This is a genomic window from Arcobacter sp. s6, from assembly GCF_040884245.1.
GTDB lineage: Bacteria > Campylobacterota > Campylobacteria > Campylobacterales > Arcobacteraceae > Aliarcobacter.
The window spans coordinates 50,667-74,778 of the sequence record NZ_JBEVTN010000003.1 but is presented as its reverse complement, the minus strand read 5'-3'; the positions used below and the strand labels follow the sequence as shown (position 1 = coordinate 74,778).

At 28.5% G+C, this 24,112-nt stretch carries 25 protein-coding genes; 6 read left to right on the top strand and 19 right to left on the bottom strand.

Going from position 1 to position 24,112, the window contains the following annotated elements:
- The first annotated feature begins 1 nt into the window (after position 1).
- The 3 genes from rbfA (at position 2) to ribD (ending at position 1,889) form a co-directional block, all read left to right on the top strand.
- Positions 2 to 361: a 30S ribosome-binding factor RbfA gene (gene rbfA / locus ABVS04_RS02365; protein WP_368029059.1), complete on the top strand. Its 360-nt coding sequence runs from the start codon at positions 2 to 4 to the stop codon at positions 359 to 361.
- Complete coding sequence (rimP, locus tag ABVS04_RS02360) at positions 358 to 786, top strand: ribosome maturation factor RimP (RefSeq protein ID WP_368029058.1); 429 nt, start codon at positions 358 to 360, stop codon at positions 784 to 786. Before rbfA ends, rimP begins: the two co-directional genes overlap by 4 nt.
- A gap of 95 nt (positions 787 to 881) precedes the next feature.
- Entirely contained in the window at positions 882 to 1,889 is a 1,008-nt protein-coding gene (gene ribD, locus ABVS04_RS02355) for a bifunctional diaminohydroxyphosphoribosylaminopyrimidine deaminase/5-amino-6-(5-phosphoribosylamino)uracil reductase RibD (RefSeq protein WP_368029057.1), read from the top strand.
- Between the two features lie 141 nt (positions 1,890 to 2,030).
- Here the strand turns inward: ribD and efp are convergent, their stop codons facing one another.
- The 7 genes from efp to pheS form a co-directional block, all read right to left on the bottom strand.
- On the bottom strand, positions 2,031 to 2,591 hold the full coding sequence (gene efp, locus ABVS04_RS02350) for an elongation factor P (RefSeq protein WP_368029055.1): 561 nt from the start codon (positions 2,589 to 2,591) through the stop codon (positions 2,031 to 2,033).
- A 9-nt stretch (positions 2,592 to 2,600) separates the two neighbouring features.
- A complete protein-coding gene (gene serA, locus ABVS04_RS02345) occupies positions 2,601 to 4,184 on the bottom strand; it encodes a phosphoglycerate dehydrogenase (protein ID WP_368029054.1) in 1,584 nt (527 codons plus the stop codon).
- A gap of 14 nt (positions 4,185 to 4,198) precedes the next feature.
- A complete protein-coding gene (locus tag ABVS04_RS02340) occupies positions 4,199 to 5,851 on the bottom strand; it encodes a 30S ribosomal protein S1 (protein ID WP_368029053.1) in 1,653 nt (550 codons plus the stop codon).
- A gap of 67 nt (positions 5,852 to 5,918) precedes the next feature.
- Positions 5,919 to 6,755 carry a 4-hydroxy-3-methylbut-2-enyl diphosphate reductase gene (locus ABVS04_RS02335; protein ID WP_368029052.1) on the bottom strand — a complete coding sequence of 279 codons (837 nt, stop codon included), beginning with the start codon at positions 6,753 to 6,755 and terminating at the stop codon, positions 5,919 to 5,921.
- Positions 6,756 to 6,767: 12 nt separating this feature from the next.
- Positions 6,768 to 8,048, bottom strand: coding sequence for a 3-phosphoshikimate 1-carboxyvinyltransferase (gene aroA, locus ABVS04_RS02330; protein ID WP_368029051.1), 1,281 nt, complete (start codon positions 8,046 to 8,048; stop codon positions 6,768 to 6,770).
- Between the two features lie 15 nt (positions 8,049 to 8,063).
- Positions 8,064 to 10,388, bottom strand: coding sequence for a phenylalanine--tRNA ligase subunit beta (pheT, locus tag ABVS04_RS02325; RefSeq protein WP_368029050.1), 2,325 nt, complete (start codon positions 10,386 to 10,388; stop codon positions 8,064 to 8,066).
- Positions 10,385 to 11,377 carry a phenylalanine--tRNA ligase subunit alpha gene (pheS, locus tag ABVS04_RS02320; RefSeq protein WP_368029049.1) on the bottom strand — a complete coding sequence of 331 codons (993 nt, stop codon included), beginning with the start codon at positions 11,375 to 11,377 and terminating at the stop codon, positions 10,385 to 10,387. The genes pheT and pheS overlap by 4 nt, the downstream gene beginning before the upstream one ends.
- A 127-nt stretch (positions 11,378 to 11,504) precedes the next feature.
- Here pheS and ABVS04_RS02315 point away from each other — a divergent pair, with 127 nt between their 5' ends.
- A complete protein-coding gene (locus ABVS04_RS02315) occupies positions 11,505 to 11,834 on the top strand; it encodes a histidine triad nucleotide-binding protein (RefSeq protein WP_368029048.1) in 330 nt (109 codons plus the stop codon).
- A gap of 42 nt (positions 11,835 to 11,876) precedes the next feature.
- Here the strand turns inward: ABVS04_RS02315 and accA are convergent, their stop codons facing one another.
- The 8 genes from accA to ABVS04_RS02275 form a co-directional block, all read right to left on the bottom strand.
- Positions 11,877 to 12,815, bottom strand: coding sequence for an acetyl-CoA carboxylase carboxyl transferase subunit alpha (gene accA, locus ABVS04_RS02310; RefSeq protein ID WP_368029047.1), 939 nt, complete (start codon positions 12,813 to 12,815; stop codon positions 11,877 to 11,879).
- A 68-nt stretch (positions 12,816 to 12,883) separates the two neighbouring features.
- Positions 12,884 to 14,140: a beta-ketoacyl-ACP synthase II gene (locus ABVS04_RS02305; protein WP_368029045.1), complete on the bottom strand. Its 1,257-nt coding sequence runs from the start codon at positions 14,138 to 14,140 to the stop codon at positions 12,884 to 12,886.
- Positions 14,141 to 14,250: 110 nt separating this feature from the next.
- Positions 14,251 to 14,481 (bottom strand): acyl carrier protein, encoded by a 231-nt coding sequence (acpP, locus tag ABVS04_RS02300; RefSeq protein WP_108558705.1) that lies wholly within the window; start codon positions 14,479 to 14,481, stop codon positions 14,251 to 14,253.
- A gap of 91 nt (positions 14,482 to 14,572) precedes the next feature.
- Entirely contained in the window at positions 14,573 to 15,316 is a 744-nt protein-coding gene (gene fabG / locus ABVS04_RS02295; protein WP_368029043.1) for a 3-oxoacyl-ACP reductase FabG, read from the bottom strand.
- 69 nt (positions 15,317 to 15,385) lie between these two features.
- Positions 15,386 to 16,150, bottom strand: a complete 765-nt coding sequence (locus ABVS04_RS02290; protein WP_368029042.1) for a 7-carboxy-7-deazaguanine synthase QueE — start codon at positions 16,148 to 16,150, stop codon at positions 15,386 to 15,388.
- Positions 16,143 to 16,676 (bottom strand): 6-carboxytetrahydropterin synthase, encoded by a 534-nt coding sequence (locus ABVS04_RS02285; protein ID WP_368029041.1) that lies wholly within the window; start codon positions 16,674 to 16,676, stop codon positions 16,143 to 16,145. The genes ABVS04_RS02290 and ABVS04_RS02285 overlap by 8 nt, the downstream gene beginning before the upstream one ends.
- On the bottom strand, positions 16,676 to 17,359 hold the full coding sequence (gene queC, locus ABVS04_RS02280; RefSeq protein ID WP_368029040.1) for a 7-cyano-7-deazaguanine synthase QueC: 684 nt from the start codon (positions 17,357 to 17,359) through the stop codon (positions 16,676 to 16,678). The genes ABVS04_RS02285 and queC overlap by 1 nt, the downstream gene beginning before the upstream one ends.
- Positions 17,352 to 18,575, bottom strand: coding sequence for a molybdopterin molybdotransferase MoeA (locus ABVS04_RS02275; RefSeq protein ID WP_368029039.1), 1,224 nt, complete (start codon positions 18,573 to 18,575; stop codon positions 17,352 to 17,354). Before ABVS04_RS02275 ends, queC begins: the two co-directional genes overlap by 8 nt.
- Before the next feature lie 82 nt (positions 18,576 to 18,657).
- On the opposite strand from ABVS04_RS02275, the gene ABVS04_RS02270 reads away from it, so the two are divergent.
- Together ABVS04_RS02270 and ABVS04_RS02265 are read left to right on the top strand one after the other, a co-directional pair.
- Complete coding sequence (locus ABVS04_RS02270; RefSeq protein ID WP_368029038.1) at positions 18,658 to 19,062, top strand: hypothetical protein; 405 nt, start codon at positions 18,658 to 18,660, stop codon at positions 19,060 to 19,062.
- Positions 19,062 to 19,733, top strand: a complete 672-nt coding sequence (locus ABVS04_RS02265) for a 16S rRNA (uracil(1498)-N(3))-methyltransferase (protein ID WP_368029037.1) — start codon at positions 19,062 to 19,064, stop codon at positions 19,731 to 19,733. Before ABVS04_RS02270 ends, ABVS04_RS02265 begins: the two co-directional genes overlap by 1 nt.
- 81 nt (positions 19,734 to 19,814) lie before the next feature.
- On the opposite strand, the gene ABVS04_RS02260 is transcribed toward ABVS04_RS02265, so the two are convergent.
- The 4 genes from ABVS04_RS02260 to thrC form a co-directional block, all read right to left on the bottom strand.
- A complete protein-coding gene (locus ABVS04_RS02260; RefSeq protein ID WP_368029036.1) occupies positions 19,815 to 20,699 on the bottom strand; it encodes a c-type cytochrome in 885 nt (294 codons plus the stop codon).
- Complete coding sequence (locus tag ABVS04_RS02255) at positions 20,696 to 21,946, bottom strand: cytochrome bc complex cytochrome b subunit (protein WP_368029034.1); 1,251 nt, start codon at positions 21,944 to 21,946, stop codon at positions 20,696 to 20,698. Before ABVS04_RS02255 ends, ABVS04_RS02260 begins: the two co-directional genes overlap by 4 nt.
- A gap of 10 nt (positions 21,947 to 21,956) precedes the next feature.
- Entirely contained in the window at positions 21,957 to 22,457 is a 501-nt protein-coding gene (petA, locus tag ABVS04_RS02250) for a ubiquinol-cytochrome c reductase iron-sulfur subunit (RefSeq protein ID WP_368029033.1), read from the bottom strand.
- 172 nt (positions 22,458 to 22,629) lie between these two features.
- Positions 22,630 to 24,111: a threonine synthase gene (gene thrC / locus ABVS04_RS02245; protein WP_368029032.1), complete on the bottom strand. Its 1,482-nt coding sequence runs from the start codon at positions 24,109 to 24,111 to the stop codon at positions 22,630 to 22,632.
- Position 24,112: the final 1 nt, after the last annotated feature.

The following is a 24,112-nucleotide window of genomic DNA, read 5'->3' as shown; positions in this document are numbered from 1 at the left end:
AATGAAAAGCATAAATTTACAAAGAACAGAATCATTACTTATGGAGTTAATTCCAGAAGCTTTATCAAACCTGGTTGATAGCAGAATTAACTCTTTGCCTATTACAGCTGTTAACTGTAAAAATGGTAAGTATGATGCAATTGTATATTTTGATGGTTCTGATTATGATAAAAATGAAATAAAAGAGATTATTTCTTTATTGAATAAAGCAAATGGAAGATTAAAGACACATATACTTGCAAGCACAGGTTGGTATAAGTGTCCTAACTTTACATTCTTAAATGATACATCATTAGAAAAATCAAAAAATATTGAAGCATTATTTGCTCAAATAAGAAAAACAAAAAGTGAAGAAGAATGAGTTTAGAACAATCAATTAAATTAGCTGTAGAGAGTTTAGGTGCTAAACTTTATGATATCGTAACTACAAAAGAGCATGATAGAAATATCTTTAGAGTTCTAGTTACAGCAGAAGGTGGAATAAGTTTAGATAAATGTGCAGAAATTTCAAGAATGATTTCTCCAATTTTAGATGTTGATGAGCCTATGAATGGAGAATATATTTTAGAAGTTAGTTCTCCAGGAATTGAGAGAAAATTGAAAAATAAAGATCATTTCAAAGCATCTATTGGTGAAAAAGTAAAAATTAAGAATTTTGCCACTGAAGTTTTCAAAGGTGAATTAATTTGCGCAGATAATGAAAAAATAGTTGTTAAAACTGAATTTGGTGAAGATGAAATCACTTATGATAATATTTTAGCAGCAGCCACTTACTACGAATGGTAATAAAACAATAGAAACTTTCTATTGTTTTTAACGCCAATTAAAACTTCTTCTTATATACTACAATCTCAAAATTTTTAAATAAAAGCGAATATACAATGAAAATAGATGATAATTTTTATATGAAATTAGCTATTGATGAAGCATGGAAATATCAAATTTTAACATATCCAAATCCAGCAGTTGGGTGTGTAGTTATAAAAAATGGTAAGTTGTTATCAGTAGAAGCTCACAAAGAAGCAGGAATGCCCCATGCAGAAGTAAATGCATTAAAAGCTGCATACCTACTTGAACATCCAAATTCAATATTAAAAATGAAAAACAGTTCCCATGATATTCATACTTTTCTTTTAGAAAATCATAATGGATATTTTAATGATTGTGAGATTTTTGTAACACTTGAACCTTGTAATCATGTAGGCAAAACTCCATCTTGTGCGAACTTATTAAAAGAATTAAAACCAAAACGAGTAATTATTGCCCATGAAGATATTAATAAACTTGCAACAGGTGGCATACAAACTCTTAAAAGTGTAAATATAGATGTAGCCCTAGGATGTATGAAAAAAGAGGCCTATGATCTTTTATATCCATTTATAAAATGGAGTAGCGGAACATTTATATTTTATAAAATGGCGCAAACTTTAAATGGCTGTATTGATGGAGCTGTATCTTCTAAAATGAGTCAATTATATGTTCATACATTAAGAGATAAAGTTGATTTAATGCTAATAGGTGGAAATACAGTAAGAATTGATAAACCAACATTAGATGCCAGATATATAGCAGGACGAGCACCTAAAATTATGATATATAGTAAAAATAAAATATTTGATAATAATATACCACTATTTAAAGTAGCAAATAGAGAAGTTATAATCAGTGATGATTTATTTAAACTACTTGATCATAAGCTTGTAATGGTTGAAGGTGTTTATAATTTAATGAATATTTTAAAAGAAAAAATTGATTATATAATATTAATCGTAAGCCCAAAAATCAGAAATGGTATTAATGCTTTAAATGAAATTGATATGGACTTTGAAATAATACATGAGAATTATATAGGTAAAGAAAAAATAATGTACCTAAAAAGAAAAGTATAATTATATTTTTATATAGTGTAAAATGTGAATATTTGTCGATAGAAACAAGATAGAGGTTTTTTTGATAAAGGAGCTAACGTAGGTTAGTGACTGAAGAAAAGAAATCTCTATCGCAGTTTATAGCGATAAAGATTTACATTTTTATTTTACTTTTTCTAGGTATTCACCTGTTCTTGTGTCACATTTAATAATGTCACCTTCAAGAATATGGAAAGGAATTTGTACAACAGCACCTGATTCTAAAGTAGCAGGTTTTCTACCACCTTGAGAGTCACCTTTAAAGTTAGGTGGTGTTTCTACAATTTTTAATTCAACAACCATTGGAGGCTCAACTGTGATAGCCTTACCATTATAGTACATCATATCACAAGTCATACCATCAATAATCCAATCAAAAGCATCTCCTACTTGATCGTAAGTTAAACCTTCTTGTTCATAAGTTGCATTATCCATAAATTGTAATAATTCACCATCATCATATAAAAATTGCATTTGTTTTTGTTGTAAATTTGGAACTTCACACTTATCACCAGCATGGAAAGTTTTTTCGATTACTTTACCATTTAAAAATGATTTAATTTTACATCTAACAAATGCAGCACCTTTTCCAGGTTTTACATGTTGATATTCAGTAATTTTGTAAGGAACTCCATCTACTTCGATTTTTAATCCCTTTTTTAATTCACTCATACCAATTGCCATATTTTCTCCTTAAATTTCTGCGTAAGCAACTGCAATTGCAGCTTCTAAACTATCAAGTTTTTTTAATACATCTGAACAAGCTTTTTCATCAATTAGAATAACAGCTAACGCACCATCTTTCCCTCTTGATAATCTAAAGTCAGCAATATTAATATTATTATTACCTAAGATTTTTCCTACTTCACCAATTACACCTGGAACGTCATGATTTCTCATTATGATCATTTTACCTTTTGGCTCAATATCAAGAGGGAATCCATTAATTTCAACTATTCTTTGAACATCTTCATTAAATACTGTTCCAGAAATAGTTTTTACTCCTTTTGAAGTAGTTATTTTAATTGAAACTTTATTTTGATATCCACTATGATTAGAGAATTCAGAAGTTGTAAGTTCAATTCCTTTTTCTTTTGCTATAAAATTAGCATTAACATAGTTAACTTCATCACCTGAAGAAACTGATAAAACACCAACAGTTGCAAAAGTTTGTAAAGAATCAAGATAATCTGATATTTCACCTTCTGCTGTAATATTGATTGATCTAATTTCACTTTTACTTAATTGTGCAAGTAAAAATGCCATTTTTTGAGTTAATTCTATATATGGTTTAACAAAGTGAGGAATTTTACTCTCATCAATTGGTAAATTTAAAGCATTTGGATATGCAATACCACGTGCAGATTCAATTGCATTATTTGCAGCTTGAACAGAAATTTCTCTTTGAGATTCTTTTGTATTTGCTCCTAAGTGAGCAGTTACAGTTACATTTGGTAAATCTAATAATGGATGATCAATTGCAGGTTCTTTTATAAATACATCAATACCAGCCATTGCTACTTTTCCTGATTTTAGGTTTTCATATAATGCATCTTCATTATATAATCCACCCCTAGCACAGTTAATTAAAACTACACCATCTTTCATTTTTGCAATTTCTTCAAAACCAATCATATTGATTGTTTCTTTATTTTTTGGAGTATGAATAGTTATAATATCACAAGCTAAAATATCTTCAAAATTAGTAGTATACTTAATACCTAAATCAGTTGCTTTAGTTGAAGGAATGTATGGGTCGTAAGTCATTACGTCCATTTCAAATGATTTAGCTCTAAGTGCAACTCTATGACCTATATTTCCAAAACCAATAACACCTAGTTTTTTCCCATAAAGCTCATTACCATACCAATCTTCTCTTTTCCAAACTCTATCAATTTTTAATTGATTATGAGCATATGGAAATTTTCTCATACAAGAAAGCATGTGAGTCATTGTTAATTCAACAGCTGCTATAGTGTTTGCAGTAGGAACATTCATTGCAATTATTCCTCTTTTACTACAACCTTCCATATCAACATTATCATAACCAACACCAGCTCTAATAACAGCTTTTAAATTAGTAGCTGCATTTAAGAATTTTTCATCAACATCAGTTGAAGATCTAGTGATTGCTACTTGAGCATCTTTAATAATATTTAAAAGTTCTGTTTTATCTACATCTGCTGCATATACGTAGTTTACATCTTCAGTATTTTGAAGAATTTGTAAACCAGCGTCGTGTATATGATCGCAAACTACAATTGTATGTTTACTCATTTAAATAAATCCTATTATTTCATTTGATCTTTTATAATGTCACCTAAAGTCATAGATGAATCATCATTTACAGATTTTAACACTTCTCTTTCTTGTTGTTGCTCTAATCTTCTTACAGATAATCTAACTCTATTTTTTTTAGTGTCAATATTTACAACAACTGCTTCGATTTCATCACCATTTTTTACTTCATCAGCTTTTAATGGACCAAAATCTTCATTTCTAATTAAACCATCAAGATTGTTTTCTAATTTAATGAAAATTCCGAAATCTTTTGCATCTTTAACAGTTCCTTTTACGATGTCACCAATTTTGTATGCATCTTGGAATTTTTTAGCAGGAGAATCAGCAATTTCTTTAATAGATAATGAAATATTTTCTTTTTCTCTATCAATTTTAATGATTTTTACTTCTACTTCATCACCTTTTTTGAATAATGCTTTACATTTTGCATTTGGCTCCCAAGAAGCTTCTTCATTATGTAATAAACCATCAACATCACCAATGCTAACAAAAGCACCAAAATCAGTTAATGTAGCAATTTTACCAGTGATTATATCACCAACTTTATGATCGTTTGTGAATTTAGTAAAAGGTTTTTCTTGTAGATTTTTTAAAGATACTCTTAATCTTTTTTGCTCAATATTTAATTCAATAACTTCAACATTGATTTCTTCACCGATTGTTAAAAGCTCTTTTGGATTTTTTAAGTTTTTATTCCATGAAATTTCAGATATATGTAATAAACCTTCGATATCATTTCCTAAATCAACAAATGCACCATAAGATTCGAAGTTAGAAACTGTTACAGTAATTGTATCACCAACTTCTAATTCATCTTTAATCTCTTCCCAAGGATTTGATAAAGCAGCTTTAATTGATAAAGATAAGTGTTGTTTTGTTTTGTCATAAGATAATACTACTACAGAAACAGTATCACCTTCATTGTAATAATTAGCAGGATTTACAGGACCTTTGTATGAGATTTCATTGTAGTTTACTAAACCATCAATTCCACCTAAATCTACAAACATTCCATAAGAAGTAATTTTTTTGATTGTTCCAATAACTGGTTCTTTATTTTCTAAAATTTCAGTTACTTTATTATCTTTAACAGCTTTTGATTCTTCAATTAATTTTTTTCTTGAAACGATAATTGAATTTTGAGCTTTGTTTACTTTGATAACTTTTGCTTTTACAGTTTTACCAACTGCACCAACAGTTTTTAAGTAAGATTGAGCCATTGGCATGAAATATTCACAACCATCAGCATCTTCAATTATAAATCCACCTCTTTGTTTTACAGAAACGATTTTACCTTCGATTGTTACATCTTCGAAGTTTTCACCATGAGCTTTTTCAAAAGCATCAAATTTTTCTTTTTGTAAAACTTTTTTATGTGAAATACTTGGTCTCTCACCTCTATTTCCCATTAACATAACAGGAATTGTGTCACCAACTTTATATTTTACTTCACCACCAATTGTAATTTCAGAAATATTTAACTGACCTTCTATTTTTTGACCAACGTCAACTAGAACTCTTTCACTATTAATTTCAACAATTACACCATCAACCACAGAATTATTTTCTGCATTCTCAAAAGACTCATTAAGCATTTGCTCAAAATCAAAGTCTTCACCTAAATCAATATCTTCGATACCCATTTTATTCCTTCATATTTACCAGTTTTATTAAATAGAACGATTATACAAAAAATAGGCTTAAAAAGAGTTAGTTTAGAGACTCTACTTTCTTCACAACTTGTTGAATAATCCAGTCAGGAGTGCTTGCACCGGCTGTTATTCCACATAAATTTTTATTTAAAAACCATCTATTTTCTAGCTCAGTTTCATTTTCAATTAGATATGAATCAGTACAATTCTCCAAACAAATAGAGTGTAATTGTTTTGTATTTGATGAATTTTTACCACCAATTACAATCATAACATCAACTTCTTTTGATAGATCTCTTGCAGCATCTTGGTTCTCAAATGTTGCATCACAGATGGTATTAAATACTCTTACTTCTTTATTTTTTAAAATTAAAGCATTTACAATTTCAAGATATTTTTCTTTCTTTTTTGTTGTTTGAGCAACTGTCGCAATTTTGTTATTTTTAAAAATTAAGCTATCAATATCACTTGGTTCTAATATTATATGTACATCATTTTGATCTTCACCATAAGATTGAACACCTTTTACTTCTGGATGATCAGCATCACCAAAAATTAAAATAGAATAACCTTCATTTGACATCTTTTTAACTATTTGTTGAGGGGTTGTTACAAATGGGCATGTTGCATTTATGATTTTAGCTTTTTGGGCTCTTAAATTTTTTAGATCATCTTTAGGAATACCATGTGTTCTAATAATAACTGTATCATTGTCTTTTACATCATTTAAATTTGTATATAAACCTACATTAAAATCATTTCTTAATCTATTTATTTCATCTTGATTATGAATTAATGGTCCCATTGTTGAAGAGTTTTTATAATCTTCTGCAATTTTAATTGCTCTTTTAACTCCAAAACAAAATCCATAATTAGATGCTAATTTTACTTTCATAATAATTTGCCTTTATTTATATAAAGAGTCTAATATCTCTTTAAAATTAGGGAATGAAGTTTCAATACATTGAATATCTTCAATATCCATATCACAATTAAGTCCAGCAATTGCAAAACTCATTGCAATTCTGTGATCTCCATGTGAATTTATTGTAGCTTTATTTATTGTGCCACCAATTATTTCATATCCATCTTCAAACTCTGTATATTCTACTTTGCAAAGCTTAAGATTATTTACAACGCTTGAAATTCTATCTGATTCTTTTACTCTTAATTCTTTTGCATTTGAAACTTTTGATTTTCCATTTGCTAAACTCATTGCAATTGATAAAGCTGGTAATTCATCTATTAGCCATGAGATATTTTCACTTACTTCTACACCATTTAATTCATTATTAATTACTTCAATATCACCAATTGGTTCATAAACATTCTCTTTTTCTATAAAGTTTACAATTACACCCATTTTTTTAAGAACTTGATATGCTTCAATTCTTGTAGGATTTAAAGTAACATTTTTAATTAAAACTCTTGAACCTTTTGTAATTGCCGCTGATAATGCAAAGAAAAATGCTGAAGAAGGGTCCGTTGGAACGGTAATATTTAAAGGTTTTAAATGACTTGTTAATGGATGTATATTAATAAAACCCTCACTATCATTTTCTAAAGTTGCTCCCATACCTTTTAGCATTCTTTCTGTGTGATCTCTTGTTAATTCATTCTCTTTATATTTTGAAATTCCATTAGCTCTTAGTGCTGCTAAAATCATTGCTGATTTTACCTGTGCTGAATCAACAGGTGAATGATAAGTAAAAGGTTGAAGTTCTTTCACTCCTCTTATAAACAATGGAGCTTTATTTCCATATTCTCTTCCATCTATAAGTGCTCCAATACTTCTTAAAGGATCAGCAACTCTTTTCATAGGTCTATTTCTAAGATATTTATCACCTGTCAAAGTAAAAGCTCCATCAACAGAAGCTAATAATCCACAAAATAGTCTCATGGCAGTTCCTGAGTTTCCACAATCAAGCACATTTGAAGGTTCACATAATTTATCAGTTGGTGTAATTTGAACACTGCTTCCATCTCTTTTTACAATGGCACCTAATTGTTCAACGATACTTAATGTATTTAAAGTATCTTCAGCTGTTAAATAATTCTTAATATATGAAGTTTCATTAGAAAAAAGTGAAAACATAGCACATCTATGAGATATTGATTTATCACTTGCAATTGAGTCTATTTCTATATCAAATGCTTTTGTTAATTTTTTTATAGTAAATTTTTCCACTTTTTCCCTTTTTTATTATTGTCTTAAACCAATAGATAATTTTTCGTTTAAAATATCTAAAATGGCGTTCATAGTTGTAGTAATATCTTCGTCTTCCATCGTTTTTTCATTATTTTGTAAAACAAATCTGATTGTTAAACTCTCATTATCTCCTAATTTTTCATCATTATAGATATCAATCAAATTGAATTGTTTAATATTTGGATTATTTAAAGAATTTATTGCTTTTTTAATCTCTTTATATTCCATTGATTTAGGTACTATAATAGTTAAATCTTTTTTTGAAGATTGGAATTTTGAGTATGATGTTGTTTTAATAATATCATTAGAAATTGCTTCAAAATCAATTTGTGCTATAAAAGTATCATTTAAATCATAATCAGCACATACACTAGGATGTAATTTACAAATATATCCAACTACATTTCCATCAATAATTACATTTGCATTTTGAAAAGGATGAATAAATGAATTATCAATTTGTGTCATTGCTTCTAAATCAAATTTTCCAATTGTATTTAATATTTTTTTTGCAAATGTAAAGAAATCAATATTTTTAGGTTTTCCAGCATTTGCTACATCTTCAGCTTCTGAAAAGCCAGTTTGAATAAATGATATTTTTTTACTTTCAGCTCTATTTTCGTCAAAAATAGTTCCAATTTCAAAGAATGCAGATGATCTAACTCCAACTTTAAAGTTATTTGCACACGCTTCTACTAAATTTAAAAGCATAGTAGTTCTATATGTATTTAACTCTTTTACAATTGGATTTATTAATTCTAATTCATCTTTTACTGTTTTAAATCCATATTTTTGTAAGTTTTCTTTTGATGAGAACACATAAGTTAACGTTTCATAAAAACCATTTTCAATTGCTTTAAATCTTAATTTATTCTTTTTAATTAGATCATTTGATGTTTTATTTACTCTATTTACTTCATCAATTTCTAAAGGTTTTGCAATAATATTATCAATTCCAATTATTCTTACAATTTCTTCTGTAATATCTGCAACATTCTTAATATCATGTCTAAAATATGGAACTTTTATAACTAAAACATTATTAACCATATCTTTAACTTCAAATCCTAGTGATGTAAGAATTTTTTCAATTTCAATTTTTGGAATTTCTTGACCAATTATTGCATTGATTTTCTTTACACTTATATCTAATGTTAATTTTTCACTATCTTCTATAAAAGTTTCATTTCCTCTATATATTGATGCTCCACATTTTGATACAAAATTAGAAAAATAATCAGCACCAAATGCAATATTTGGTTCACTTCCTCTTGATGCTTTATAGTAAACATCTCCAGTTTTTATTTTTGTATCGAAAACTTTTTTAGATATATATTCAGGATTAATATAAGAAGCTTCAAGTATAAAATTTGTATCATTAGGATTAATATCATTATGTTCTATGCAAATTTTACTTAATTGTTCAATTCCATAAACATTATCAAATCCTAATTCATCTTTTTTAATACGCAAAATACTTAAATTATTTCCTTGTATCGTTTTTTCTTTTGAATATGCATTTAAAATAACACCTGTTGTGTGTGTAACATATGTTAAAACATTTTTGATATCATTGTTTTCTTGATATTTACCTAATATAGAAGTTCTTAATTTATGTAAAACTGAAAATTTAAAATTTGTAAAATCAACTGCTTTAAATAATAATGATGAATCGATACTACTATCACATTCAACTTCTAAAACTTGTCCAATCCCTAGATCATTATATTTTAGTTGTTTTTCACATTCAATTAATGGAATATTATAATAAGCACTTAGCTCTCTAGCTATTCCATAAATATTTAAACAATCGCCCCTATTTGCAGTTAATCCAATCTCAATAATATCATCATTTAGTTTTGGATATTCACTTAATTCTTTACCAAGAATTAGTTTTCCTATAGCGTCATCAAGTTCTAATATTCCATCATTTAGTTTTGCAAGTCCAAGTTCAGTTGATGAGCAAATCATTCCATTTGATTCAACACCTCTTAGTTTTGCTGCTTTTATAATGAAGTTATTTCCTAAATCACATCCTACAGTTGCAACTGGAACAAATTGATCTACATCTACATTTTTTGCACCACATACTATTTGTACTATTTGAGATCCAATATCTACTTGACAAACATTTAATTTATCTGCATCTGGATGTTTAACTTTTTCTAATACTTTTCCAACAACAACTTTAGGTGCAATTGATAATCTTTCTAAACTATCAACTTCAAGTCCAATTGAGTTTAATGTTTTGCAAATTTCCTCTGTTGAAATTTTTGAAATATCAATAAATTCTTCTAACCAAGTTCTAGTAATTATCATTTGAATTGTCCTAATAGTCTTGTATCACTTTCAAATAGTGATCTTAAATCTCCAATATTATGAATTAGCATTGCAAATCTTTCAACACCTAATCCAAAAGCATATCCTGATTTATTTTCATAACCAACAGCTTTAAATACGTTTTCATCAACAATACCACAACCTAAAACTTCAAGCCATCCTGTTTGTGAACAAACTCTACATCCGTCACCTTTACAAAATACACATGAGATATCAACTTCAGCTGATGGTTCAGTAAATGGGAAAAATGAAGGTCTAAATCTTACTTCAACATCACCAAACATATGTTGTAAAAACTCAACTAAAACATGTTTTAAATTTGCAAATGAAACTTTATCAGCCTCATCTACAACTAATGCTTCAATTTGGTGAAACATTGGAGTATGAGTTATATCAAAATCTCTTCTGAAAACAGTTCCTGGAGCTATCATTCTAATTGGAGTATTTTGACTTAACATTGTTCTTATTTGAACAGGTGAAGTATGAGTTCTTAATAATGTGTAATCTTTATTATAAAAAGTATCTTGCATATCTCGTGCTGGGTGATATTTAGGAAGATTTAGTGCCTCAAAATTATGAAAATCATCTTCAACTAAAGGACCCTCTTCAACTGCAAAATTTAGATTTTGAAAATATTGAATAATTCTATCCATTGTTTCAACTACAGGATGAGTTGCTCCACATGATAATTCATTATTAAATCTTGTTACATCAATTTTTTCAGCTTCTAGTTTTTTGTTTAAAGCATCTTTTTCTAAAATGACTTTTTTAGCTTCAATTGCATCTGTAACTAATGCTTTTTGTTCATTTAGATTTTCAGCAAATGCTTTTTTTTCTTCATTTGGAACACTTTTCATTTTCGCAAATTCTAAAGTTAAAACACCTTTTTTACCTAAAGTATCAATTCTTAAGTTTTCTAACTCTTCAAGTGATGCTGCATTGGTTATTTTTTCAATCCATTGTGTCACTTTTATCTCCCTAAATTTTCTATGATTTTTTTAATAGATTATTTTATTTCTGTATTTTGGGGATTATACTTAAAGATTTATTAGAGTTTGGTTATAATATTTTACTATTTAATTTGAAGGAAAAATAATGTGTATATTCTGTAAAATTGTAAAAGGTGAGATTCCAAATCAAACTATTTTAGAAGATGAAAATTTTTTAGCATTTAATGATATTAATCCAACAAGAAAAATTCATGTTCTAATTATTCCAAAAGAGCATTATGATTCTTTTGATGTAATGCCTCCAAAAGTGATGGCTTCAATGACTGAATTTATTCAAAAAACTGCATCAAAATTAGGAATTAGAGAAAGTGGTTATAGATTGATTACGAATATTGGAGATGATGGTGGTCAAGAAGTACATCATTTACATTTTCATTTAATTGGTGGAGAGCCAGTTGGAAGATTAGTAAGATAAGAAGAAGTTTTATACTTCTTTCTTACTTTTCCATAGTTAAATTTATTTTTCTAAAAAAGAACCTAAATTCATAATTTTTTCATATTTTTTTTCATATCTTTGAGCTGGAGTTAAACTTTTTAATTCATTTAAAGATGTTAAAAAATAGTCTTTTAATGCTTTTATTGCTTCTTCTTTTTTTCTATGTGCACCAATTAATGGTTCGTTTATTACATCATCAATTAGTTTTAATTCTTTTAAGTTTTCAGCTGTAATTTTAAGTGCATTTGCAGCAGTTTCAACTTTTGTTGGATCATTCCATAAAATTGCACTACATCCTTCAGGTGAAATAACTGCATATACAGAATATCTCATCATCGCTAATTTATCTGCAACAGAAATAGCTAAAGCTCCACCTGAACCACCTTCTCCAATTACAACTGAAACAGTTGGAGTTGTTAAGTCCGCAAACTCATATAAGTTTCTTGCAATTGCTTCAGATTGATTTCTTTCTTCTGCTCCAATTCCTGGATATGCACCTGGAGTGTCAACTAACATCAAAATCGGAATTTGGAATTTATCTGCCATTTTTGCAGCTCTTAAAGCTTTTCTATATCCTTCTGGACTTGGCATTCCAAAGTTTCTATAAAGTTTGTCTTTAGTTCCTCTACCTTTTTGTTCACCTATTACTAATACTTTTTGTGGACCAATAAATCCTAAGTAACATACTATTGCATGATCATCTACATAATGTCTATCACCATGAATTTCATATGCATTTGTAAGTAATCCATTTATATAATCAAGAGCATAAGGTCTATCTGGATGACGTGCAAGTTGAAGTTTTTGATAATCACTTAAATTTTTGAAAGTTTTTTCAACTTCTTTTTCAAGTTTTTTTTCTAAAATTTCAACAGCATGTTCATCTGCCTTTGTTTTAGCAATTATAATGTCATCTTCAATTTTTTTGATTTTGTCTTCGAATTCTAAGTAAGCTGCCAATGTATTTCCCTTTTAAAAAAAAAGAGCTAATATATTATTAGCTCTTTTATCTTAGGTTTATTTTTTAATTATTTTGTATATTTTTTAAATATAACAGAACCGTTAGTTCCACCAAAACCAAAGTTATTACTCATAACTGTAGTTAATTCAACTTTTCTTGCAACATTTGCAATATAGTCTAAATCACATTCTGGATCTTGGTTTTCAATATTAATTGTTGGAGGAATTATTCCTTCATTTAATGCTTTTATAGTGAAAATTGCTTCAATAGCACCAGCTGCTCCTAAACAATGTCCAATTTGACCTTTTGTTGAAGAAACTAATGGTACATTTTTACCTTCAAATAATGCTTTAATAGCTTTTGTTTCATTTTTATCACCAACTGGAGTTGAAGTACCATGTGCATTGATATAATCAATTTGTGGATATTCACCAGTTATATTTTTTGCCATTTCAAATGCTGCTTGCATTGCTCTTAATGGACCATCCATAACAGGAGCTGTGATATGATTTGCATCACCTGATTCACCAAATCCAATGATTTCAGCGTAAATATTTGCTCCTCTTGCTAGGGCTAATTCTAAGTCTTCAACAACAAGTGCTCCTGCACCTTCACCCATAACAAATCCATCTCTATCAATATCAAAAGGTCTTGATGATTTTTTAGGATCTTCATTTCTTGTAGATAATGCTTTCATCGCTGCAAATCCTGCAACTCCTGCTCCACAAATAGCTGATTCAGCTCCAACAACTAAAATTCTATCAGCTCCACCAATCATAATAGTTTTTACAGCATCATTTAAAGCATGAGTTGATGCTGCACAAGCTGTTACGTGTGCTAATGAAGGTCCTCTTAAATTATGTTCAATAGAAATAAATCCACTTAACATATTTGCAAGTGAAGAAGGAATAAAGAAAGGAGAAACTTTTCTTGAACCTTTTGTTTCACAAACAACTGAATTTCTTTCGATTGTAGATAATCCACCAATTCCTGAACCTGAAATAATTCCAAATCTATCAGCAATTGAAGGATCAACTTTTATATTTTCAGCTGTTACATAACCTGAATCAATCATAGCTTCATGTGCTGCTTTAATACCTAACTGAATAAATCTATCAGCTTTTTTTACTTCTTTTTTATCCATTACAGTAGTAGGATCAAAATCTTTCACTTCTCCGGCAATTTTTACAGAAAATTCACTTGCATCAAATAGTGTTATAGTATCAATACCACAAACACCATTTACAACAGCTTCAAAAGAATCTTTTACGTTATGTCCTGTAGAATTAATAGTACCAATACCCGTTACAACAACTCTTCTCATTAAATATGCTCCATGTTTTTATTATTTGAATTATTCAATCTTTTGTATAAAAAACTCAATAGTTAAAATGTATAAATAGAAGAGATTAATCTTCTATTTAACTTTATAAATTACGCGTTATTTTCAATATATTTGATTGCGTCTGCAACTGTTAAGATTTTTTCAGCATCTTCATCAGGGATTTCGATATCAAATTTTTCTTCTAAAGCCATAACTAATTCAACTACGTCTAAAGAGTCAGCACCTAAATCTTCAATAAATTTTGAATCTTCTTTTACTTCTGCTGGATCACAATCTAATTGTTCAATAACTACTTCTTTTACGTCATCTAATAATGCCATATTTATTCCTTTTATAAAATTATTCTTGTATTATAACAAAAAAGTTTTTAAAAACTCTTTTAAATTTAATTTTTTAATTTCAATTAAGAAATTAAACGTACAACCCACCATTAACTTTTAATATTTCACCTGTAATATAAGATGAATGGTCACTTAATAAAAATGCCACTGCATCAGCTATTTCAGAAGGATTTCCAAATCTTGAAAGAGGGATGTTTTTTTCATATTCAGCCTTAACTTCAGCTTTTAATTCATGAGTCATATCTGTTTGTATAAATCCAGGAGTTACTGCGTTATATCTAATTCCTCTAGAAGCTGCTTCTTTTGCAAATGATTTTGTCATAGCATTTAATCCACCTTTTGAAGCTGAATAATTAGTTTGACCAGCATTTCCCATCTCTCCAACAATAGAAGAAATATTTACAACAGCACCAAATCTTTTTTTACTCATTACTTTTAATGCTTCTTTACAACCAATAAATCCAGATGTTAAGTTTGCACTAATAACATCATTAAAATCAGCAACACTCATTCTTAAAGCTAATTTATCTTTTGTAATACCAGCATTATTTACTAAATAAGCTAATTCTCCATCTGCATCAATTATTGTTTTAATTGCAGCTGCAAACTCTTCTTCACTTGTAACATCAGCTTTAATAATTGCTGCTTTCCCACCTGTTGCTTCTATCTCTTCTTGTATTTTTTGAGCAGCATCAGCGCCACTTCTATAATTTATCCAAACTTTTAGTCCAAAACCTGCAAGAGTTTTTGCAATCTCTGCTCCAATCCCTCTACTTGCACCTGTAACTAATACATTAGAACCTGTAAATTTCATTTTAATCCTTTTTAATTTCTCATTAATTGTTTATTATATCAACACTTTTATAAAAAAGTATCAAGATAGCTAAACACCTCTTTTATTGTCCCAAACTCTTATATGTAATCTATCGCAATATTTAAAACCATTTTCAATAGCCATATTTATAACATCTTCACAATTTTTATTAATCTGTTCAGCTGTATCACCTAATGGCATTAGATAAACGTCACATTTTGGAATAGATGAAAGTATTTCATTTATCTCTTTTTTTGCATCATTTAAAAAATCTTTTCCAATTACAAATTTTAAATATGATTCTTTAGTATTCGTTAAAACAGTTGTTAAAGTATTTATATTAATTCTTTTTTTTATAGGTTCAAGTGAATTACTTAATTTTACACTCATAGAAAAGAGTAGTTTTTTTTGATATTCTTTATCTATATTTAAATTTAAAGAGCCATTTGTTTCTATAGTAACTTTATGACCTTCTTCAATATAATGTTGTAATAATTTTTGAAACTCTTCTTTATTCCAATATAAAAGTGGTTCTCCACCTGTTATTACTATATCAATTTTGTATTTATATGGATATATTGAAATTAATTTATCAACTTCAATTACAATCTCTTCATAAGATTTATATTTAGTCCATGTATCTTTAAATTCTGTGTCCACTGCATAATATGTATCACAAGCACATTTTTTTATTCCACTAGGAGTTTCATATTCAACTGCAAAACCCTCACATTTAAAGTTGCATTTTCCAAATCTAATAAAAACAGAAGGAGTACCTACTAGTTTGCCTTCTCCTTGAATTGTTGGGCCAAAAATTTCATTTATTTCAAGCATAAAAAGTACTTTTGCTTTTTGGAGTTTCTAGAAATTCTACATGGGAAACTTTTATATTTAATTTATCCATCTTTTTTTGAACTATTTTTAAAAACCAAGCTGATAAATTTTCACTAGTTGGAATAAAATCAACTATTACATACCCTTCATATAACTCTTTTATATGAATCTCTTTATCTATAAATTTTGTTAAATCAGCTAAATGGTAACCTTCATCAAATTTTATTAATTCATTTTTATTAAGATGAGGAAGTAGGGTTGAAAATAGTGGATCATTTATATCTAAAATAAATTTATGATCAAGTACGTCATCAATAAACTGTTTAAACCAATTAAGGTGTTTAAAATCAGTAACCATTCCATCATTTAATTCACTAGCTTCTAAATAAACTAAGATTTTTCCTTGATGTCCATGTAGATGTCTACATTTCAAACATCCATCTAGTGAAAATTCTGTATTTAAAGTTTGTGACCAAACTCTATGTCCATAACAAAATTCAAACTCTTTTGAAATCTTCCAATGCATTATGAAGCCTTGTAAGGTATTGGATCTTTTGAACCTGCTTGAGCAAATCCATTTAATCTTAATCTGCATGAATCACAAACTCCACAAGCTTGTTCTTCTTCTTTATAACAAGACCATGTATGCTCTAAAGGTACACCAAGTCTCATTGCTTCTTGGACAATTTGAGCTTTTGATAGGTGTACTAAAGGAGTTATAATATCTATATGAGTATCTTCTTTAGTTCCTTGATTTATAGCTTTTTTCATATCATTAATAAATTCATCTGTGCAATCAGGATATCCTGAACTGTCCTCTTGAACAACACCTATGTACATAGCTGTTGCTCCTTCTTTTTCAGCAATTGCAGCTGTAATTGAAAGGAAAATACCATTTCTAAATGGTACATATGTTATGGGAACTCCAGCTTCAACACCACCTGTTGGAACATCAATATTTTTATCAGTTAAAGCACTAGCTCCAATTTGTGTGAAAAATGGAATATCAATTTCATATTTTTCTAATATTTTTAAATCATCACAAATATCTCTAAATGCTTTTAACTCTCTATTTTCTGTTCTTTGTCCATAATTAAAATGAACAGCTATTATTTCATAGCCATCATTTTTAGCAATATATGAAGCTAGTGTTGAATCCATTCCACCACTTAAAATACATATTGCTTTTCTAGTAGATTTGCTACTCATGTGTAAAAAAATCCTTTTCTATAGTGCTTAAAAATTTCCAATTTATTGGTAAAATTTTTACTAATTTTTCTTTTTCTATTGTTTCAACTTCTTCATCAATAATTATCATTGAATTACATGAACTTAAAACTGATACCATTCCAGGTGATCTATTTTGTGAGACAGTAAAATATTCTCCATTAAACATTCCAGGAATTATTGTAGCTCTTCCTTTTTTTGTTTTAAATGTTTGATCAATTTTACTTAAAATATAATTTGGATAAATTTCATTTGAACCAAGTAGTTTTTGAACTATTAGTTTACCAAATAGTTCAAAAATTAATGCTGATGCTAGTGGATTGCCTGGAAGATTTAAAATGTACGAGTTTTTTATTTTTCCAAAAACAGTGGGTTTCCCTGGTTTAATTTTTATACCATCAAAAATAGTTTCAAAATTAAGTTCAGCAAAAGCAGCTTTTGTAAAGTCAGCATCCCCAACTGAGACACCACCTGATGTTATAATTAAATCAGCATCTAATGAGTTATTAATAAGTTCTTTTATTGCTTCAATACTATCTTTTGCTTGACCAATAAATGTTACTTCACAACCTAATTCTTTAGCTCGTGCTATAAAAGTTGGGGTATTAGAATTGTAAATTTGATGATCTTCTATTTTTTGATAATGAAGTTTTAACTCTTCTCCACTTGCAAATACAACAATTTTTGGTTTTTTAAAAACTTTTATGTGTGAATAACCTTGAGAACTTAAAAGAGTTATTTTAGAGAAATTTATCTCATCACCTATTTTTATTAAAATATCATTTTTTTTAATATCTTCACCAATATATCTTATATGTTGAAATTCTTTAACATTTTGTGTTATTCTTATTTTATTATCATTAAGTTCTTGAGTATCTTCTTTGGGAATAATAGCACTAGTATTTTCAGGTACTCTTGCACCCGTCATTATTTTTATACAAGTATTTTCTTCTAATAATTTTGTATTATTATCACCTGCAAAAATTGTATCAATTATTTTTAATTCATTATTTTTATTTGCATAGATTATTGCGTAACCATCCATTGCAGAGTTGTTAAATTTTGGTAAAAAACTATTTGCGATTACTTCTTGAGCGCAGATTCTTCCTAGAGCATTTTCTATTGGTATGATTTCGAAATTTGTATTAATATTTAGATTTGAAATTATATCTATAGCCTTTTGTACTGCAATAGCCATATTATTCCTTTTGTAGTTAAAATAAAAACTTATGACAAGTTAGATATAATACCAAAATTTTTTAAAAGTGAGATAAACATATATGGAATTAATGCAAAGTGCGGTTCAAACCCACGTTTATACAATATACTTTTTTTTAGCAATTATGTTATTTAATTTATATTCAGTTACAAGAGAAAGAAATTTTATTGTTTTAGCAAAAAGATTAAAATTTATGACACCTTTATATCATTTAACAAATGCTATAGTTATTTATACAGGTACAATTGTTGCTTTTTATGCAAAAACTTTTAGTTTTACAATTGCTTTAATGATCCCTGCTTCAATATTTTTATTAGTTATTGAAATAAAAAGATATAAAAAAATGAGAGTTATTAAACATGATCAGAGTGAACTTCAAAATGATTTTTTTGCATATTCAAAAAAAATTTATACAATTGAAATATCTGTAATTATTGCTGTTTATATTATTTCTAAGGTATTTTAATGCAATTTACTTATGATGAATTTTGTGGTGGTAATATTTTAGAAATAAAAGATGATGTTTATAATTACTTAATAAAAGCTAGACGACATAAAATTGATGATGAGATTTATTTTAGAAATTTAAAAGATAATAATCTTTATTTATATAGATTAAATAATATTGATAAAAAAAGAGCGATATTAGATTTAATTTCAAGTGAAGAAAAAACTCTTTTAAATAAAAGAAGTTTACATCTAGGATGGTGTGTTGTTGATCCAAAAACAATAGAAAAACATATTGCATCTTTAAATGAAATGGGAGTTGATAAAATTACTTTCATTTATAGTGATTATTCTCAAAAGAATTTTAAAATAAATATAGAAAAACTAGAAAAGATATTAATAAACTCTTCTTGTCAATGTGGAAGATCAAATATCATTAAGCTTGAATTATGTAAAAATATAGAAACATTTATAAAAGAAAATAAAGATATTTATTTTTTAGATTTTTCAAATATTTCTATTGATAAAAAAAGTGATGAAATCAAAACATTAGTTATTGGTTGTGAAGGTGGTTTTTCTAATAAAGAAAGAGAATTATTTACAAAAGATAATGTTGTTGGATTTAATTCTAATTTAATACTTCGTTCAGAAACTGCAGTTATTTCTGCTGCTTCAAAAATACTTTTATAGTATTTTATAATTTGTACATAAAAAAAGGATAGATATTCAATCTATCCTTTTTTTTACTAATTTTATTTTGAAGAAATGTTCTTAGTGAACATCTCTCCATTTACTTGCTTTCCATAAGAATCCGAAGATTGCAAAGATTACCATATAAATTAAGAATTTAGGTCCTAACTCTTCTCTCTCTGCTTTTTTAGATTCACCAATTTCTTCCAAGTAAGAAATAGCTTGAGCTTGAGATTCTTCATTTAATCCAACTCTTGGCATTGCTGTACCTTCAAGGTGTTTTTGAGGGTCGTTAACAAAAGTTTCTAAATACTCATGTCCTCTTGATTTAATATATTGAGATAAATCTGGAGGTAATTTCCCCATGTAGTGTTTAATATCAGCATTTGGTGTAAATGCAGCCATTGAACCACCTTTCATATCAGCATATTTAATAGCGTGACATCTTTGACAAGCATCAGTGAATACTTCTTTGTTTGTCATTTCTTTTGGCGCAATAGATTTTAAATATGCAACCATATCTGCAATCTCTTGTGGTTGCATCCAGTCATAACTTGGCATTGGATGAGCTCTTCCATCAACGAATTTATGAGCAACTTTAGATGCAACTGCAGGATTTTTAATAAATGCAGCTAAATAAGTTGCATCATATAATTTCCCAGCAGATCCTAAATCAGGAGGTGTAACACCATAAGCAGCAGCTGAACTTGCATTATCCATAACTTGTGGGAAACCTTTAGACTCAATTGAGTGACAAGCTGTACAGTTTGCTGTTACTAAAGCCTCTCCATTTGTTGCATCACCTTGTAATGCTGTAACATCTTCAACATCTTTTTTCACATCTGAGAATGTAAAATCAGCAGCTGCTACATGAGGATGCATTTGAGAGTGAGCAAATGGCTCAACTCCCCAGTAAGTAATAAGCGTTAATGCTACTACTACTGCTAGTATTTTTAATTCTCTCATAGTGATCCCCTTTTCTTAGCGTCAATTTTAGTAACGATTGGAAGTACAACAAATAATACAATAAATGCTACTGCTGCAAAGAATCCAACCCATGCATTAGTACCTGTTGGAGGTAATTTACCATAAACAGTTAATACTATTAAGTCAACCATTAATATCCAGAACCAAATAAAGAACGCAGGTCTTTTATGTGCTGGTAAAATTTTTGGATCTCTATCTAACCATGGTAATACTAAGAAAATACCATTAGCAAATGCAAATGCGATTAATCCAATATCAAATGCTTTAAATCCAGCAATATCAAAGAAGAAACCTCTTAATACTTCATATGACCATAGGAAATACCACTCAGGATAAATATGAGCAGGTGTAACCATGTTATCAGCAGGATCGAAGTTAACTGGATCCATAGCAAAATTGTAATGGAAGAATACTAAGTAGAAGTAGAATATTAAGAATACACCTAATACTGCTAAATCTTTAGAAATAAATACAGGCCAGAAAGGAATAACTTTTGACTCTTTTTTATTTCCAGCTAAATATTTTTCAGCTTCTTCATCAAAATCAAATTCTTCAGAAGATTGATTATTTACGTGAGGAATTCTTAATGTATAGAAGTGAACACCAATAATACCCATAATTGTAATTGGTAATAAGAATACATGTAACATAAAGAATCTAGTTAAAGTAGCATCAGCAACGTTAAAGTCACCTCTAATCCATACAACTAAAGCATCTCCAATAACTGGAACTCCACCAAATAAGTTAGTAATAACCATTGCAGCCCAGTAAGACATTTGTCCCCATGGTAACATATATCCAGAGAATCCAGCAGCAGAGAATGTCATAAATAATAACATACCTGAAATCCAAATCATTTCTCTCCCTTGTTTATAAGAACCATAATAGATACCAGTAAACATGTGAATATAAATAATTAAGAATACAACAGATGCCGCAACACCATGCATATGTCTAAATAACCAACCAAAAGCAACTTCTTGCATAATTGTGTAGTTAACAGAATCAAATGCTAAATTAATATCTGGTTTGTAATACATCATCAAGAAAATTCCTGAGATAATTAAAATACCAAAAGTAGTAGCAAGTAATACTCCCATTGCCCATAAGAAGTTAATATCTTTTGGAATCCAGTATTCAGTCATCATTACCTTGTTGAAAGTAGTTAGATTAAGTCTTTGGTCTAACCATTCTCCAACAGAGTTAGCTTTTTCAAATTTTGCCATTTATTACTCCTTATGCCATCATCGCAGCAGCGATAGCTTTGTATTCTGGACCTTCGTTTCCTAAAACGATTGTAGTTCCTTTTACTTCAAATGGAGGTAAATCAAGAGGTCTTGGAGGAGGTCCAAATGTTTGTTTAGCACTAGCATTAAACTCTCCACCATGACATGCACATTTCCATATATCTTTTTTCCACGCAGGAATACATCCTAAGTGAGTACAAAGACCAATAGCAACAGTGTATCTATCTTCTCCTACTACTAAATCTCTATCAGCTTTCTCCATATCAGCACTCTTTTTAAGTACAAATATTGGTTTCCCTCTCCACGTAAAAGTTTCTGGTGTCCCAGCTTTTAATGGTGCAAGATCTATCTCAGTAAATCCACCTGCAAGTACGCTTGGAAGTGGATCCCAAGCTTGTTTCATACCAACAAGCGATGCTGCTCCACCTACTGCAGCAACTGCAGCAAATGAGTAACCAATAAAATCTCGTCTATTTGTTTCTTTAGACATATTTGGCTTCCTTTTTTTTAATTTAGAATTTGGTCATTATATTACTAAATTACTTAAATTGAATTGACTTATGTCACGTTAATGCTATTTTTTAAGATTAGTTTGAGAATAAATGACACAATCTATCATTTATGTAGGTATTTTTAGTTCTTAATATAAATATTAGAGAATCTTATGATTCTCTAATGAATTTTACAATTTCTGTTTCAATATCTTTTTTGTCAATAACTAAAGAGTGATTAATTTTAGCACTAAATAAATCTTTTATACTTTGCGGTAAATTAGCATCGTATTTTGAAGAAACTTCTTCTAAAGCTTCCTTATCAGCGTATTTTGTATCATTTTCATTTAAAGCATTTAAAACTGTTGGTGAGAATTTTGTCCATTCAGCAGTTGAGTAAATAACTGTTTTTAAGTCTTTTTTTCTTAATGTATTATATGCTTTTATACAAGTTGCAGTATGTGGATCCATTAAGTAACCAATATCTAAGAATTCTTTAATTGTTCTTGTTCCAAATGTATCATCTGAATTAACTGCAGAAAAATATTCTTGAAGTTTTTTTGTTTCGTTTTCACTCATATGGAAAACATTATTTTTATTTAAGTCTTCCATTAATTCTTTTGTTCTTTGTGCTCCATAAAGAGAAAAGATAACTCTTTCAATATTTGATGATTTTAATATATCCATCGCAGGCGATTTTGTAAGCTTTAATTCTTTATCTCTTATATCATAAATACCTGTGTTAATCCATTGTGTAAGAATATTATTTTCATTTGATGCTACTAAAAGTTTTTCAATTGGTACTCCCATTTCTTGTGCGTAGAATCCACCCAAAACATTCCCAAAGTTACCACTTGGAACAACTAAGTAGATTTTATCACCATTTTTAATTTCATTTTCTTTAAGAAGTTGGATATAAGACCAGAAGTGATAAATGATTTGAAATATAATTCTTCCAAAATTCACAGAATTTGCTGCACTTAATTTAATATTGTCTTTTTTTAATTCATCTTTAAAAGTTTGAGAAGCTAATAATTGTTTTAATGCATTTTGTGCATCATCAAAATTACCTTTTATTCCAAGTACTTTTAAGTTTTTACCATCTTCACAAACCATTTGAAGTCTTTGAACATCGCTAGTTCCACCATCTGGATATAAACAAGCTACTTGAATATTTTCTTTATTCTTAAAAGTATTAAGTGCTGCTGGTCCTGTATCACCAGAAGTTGCTGCTAAAATTAAATATTTTTCATCTCTTTTTTTTGCAATTGAAGAAAGAATTGAACCAAAAGGTTGTAATGCCATATCTTTAAAAGCTCGTGTTGGACCATGATATTGTTCATGTACAAATAAATCTTTTTTCACTTTTATTACAGGACATGGATTTAAAGGATTATCAAAGTTATCATATAAAGCTAATGCTTTATTTATTTCAGATTCATCAATATCTATTTCAAAAGCTTTTAAAATATCATAAGCTAATTCTTTATAAGAAGAGTTAACATGATTTTGTAAAAAGTTATCTTCAAGTTTTGGTAAATATGCAGGTACATATAATCCTCCAAATGATGTACTTGGATTTAGAATCGCTTCACTAAATGGTACTTCAACTGGTTTAATACCGTCATTTCCTCTTGTTTCTATAAAATTCATT

What these genes read in the sequence shown, in the direction of transcription:
- rbfA (WP_368029059.1), top strand. Translation starts at nt 2, where the DNA reads ATGAAAAGCATAAATTTACAAAGAACAGAATCATTACTTATGGAGTTA.
- rimP (WP_368029058.1), top strand. Translation starts at nt 358, where the DNA reads ATGAGTTTAGAACAATCAATTAAATTAGCTGTAGAGAGTTTAGGTGCT.
- ribD (WP_368029057.1), top strand. Translation starts at nt 882, where the DNA reads ATGAAAATAGATGATAATTTTTATATGAAATTAGCTATTGATGAAGCA.
- efp (WP_368029055.1), bottom strand. Translation starts at nt 2,591, where the DNA reads ATGGCAATTGGTATGAGTGAATTAAAAAAGGGATTAAAAATCGAAGTA.
- serA (WP_368029054.1), bottom strand. Translation starts at nt 4,184, where the DNA reads ATGAGTAAACATACAATTGTAGTTTGCGATCATATACACGACGCTGGT.
- ABVS04_RS02340 (WP_368029053.1), bottom strand. Translation starts at nt 5,851, where the DNA reads ATGGGTATCGAAGATATTGATTTAGGTGAAGACTTTGATTTTGAGCAA.
- ABVS04_RS02335 (WP_368029052.1), bottom strand. Translation starts at nt 6,755, where the DNA reads ATGAAAGTAAAATTAGCATCTAATTATGGATTTTGTTTTGGAGTTAAA.
- pheT (WP_368029050.1), bottom strand. Translation starts at nt 10,388, where the DNA reads ATGATAATTACTAGAACTTGGTTAGAAGAATTTATTGATATTTCAAAA.
- ABVS04_RS02315 (WP_368029048.1), top strand. Translation starts at nt 11,505, where the DNA reads ATGTGTATATTCTGTAAAATTGTAAAAGGTGAGATTCCAAATCAAACT.
- ABVS04_RS02305 (WP_368029045.1), bottom strand. Translation starts at nt 14,140, where the DNA reads ATGAGAAGAGTTGTTGTAACGGGTATTGGTACTATTAATTCTACAGGA.
- acpP (WP_108558705.1), bottom strand. Translation starts at nt 14,481, where the DNA reads ATGGCATTATTAGATGACGTAAAAGAAGTAGTTATTGAACAATTAGAT.
- fabG (WP_368029043.1), bottom strand. Translation starts at nt 15,316, where the DNA reads ATGAAATTTACAGGTTCTAATGTATTAGTTACAGGTGCAAGTAGAGGG.
- ABVS04_RS02290 (WP_368029042.1), bottom strand. Translation starts at nt 16,150, where the DNA reads ATGCTTGAAATAAATGAAATTTTTGGCCCAACAATTCAAGGAGAAGGC.
- ABVS04_RS02285 (WP_368029041.1), bottom strand. Translation starts at nt 16,676, where the DNA reads ATGCATTGGAAGATTTCAAAAGAGTTTGAATTTTGTTATGGACATAGA.
- queC (WP_368029040.1), bottom strand. Translation starts at nt 17,359, where the DNA reads ATGAGTAGCAAATCTACTAGAAAAGCAATATGTATTTTAAGTGGTGGA.
- ABVS04_RS02275 (WP_368029039.1), bottom strand. Translation starts at nt 18,575, where the DNA reads ATGGCTATTGCAGTACAAAAGGCTATAGATATAATTTCAAATCTAAAT.
- ABVS04_RS02270 (WP_368029038.1), top strand. Translation starts at nt 18,658, where the DNA reads ATGGAATTAATGCAAAGTGCGGTTCAAACCCACGTTTATACAATATAC.
- ABVS04_RS02265 (WP_368029037.1), top strand. Translation starts at nt 19,062, where the DNA reads ATGCAATTTACTTATGATGAATTTTGTGGTGGTAATATTTTAGAAATA.
- ABVS04_RS02260 (WP_368029036.1), bottom strand. Translation starts at nt 20,699, where the DNA reads ATGAGAGAATTAAAAATACTAGCAGTAGTAGTAGCATTAACGCTTATT.
- ABVS04_RS02255 (WP_368029034.1), bottom strand. Translation starts at nt 21,946, where the DNA reads ATGGCAAAATTTGAAAAAGCTAACTCTGTTGGAGAATGGTTAGACCAA.
- petA (WP_368029033.1), bottom strand. Translation starts at nt 22,457, where the DNA reads ATGTCTAAAGAAACAAATAGACGAGATTTTATTGGTTACTCATTTGCT.
- thrC (WP_368029032.1), bottom strand. Translation starts at nt 24,111, where the DNA reads ATGAATTTTATAGAAACAAGAGGAAATGACGGTATTAAACCAGTTGAA.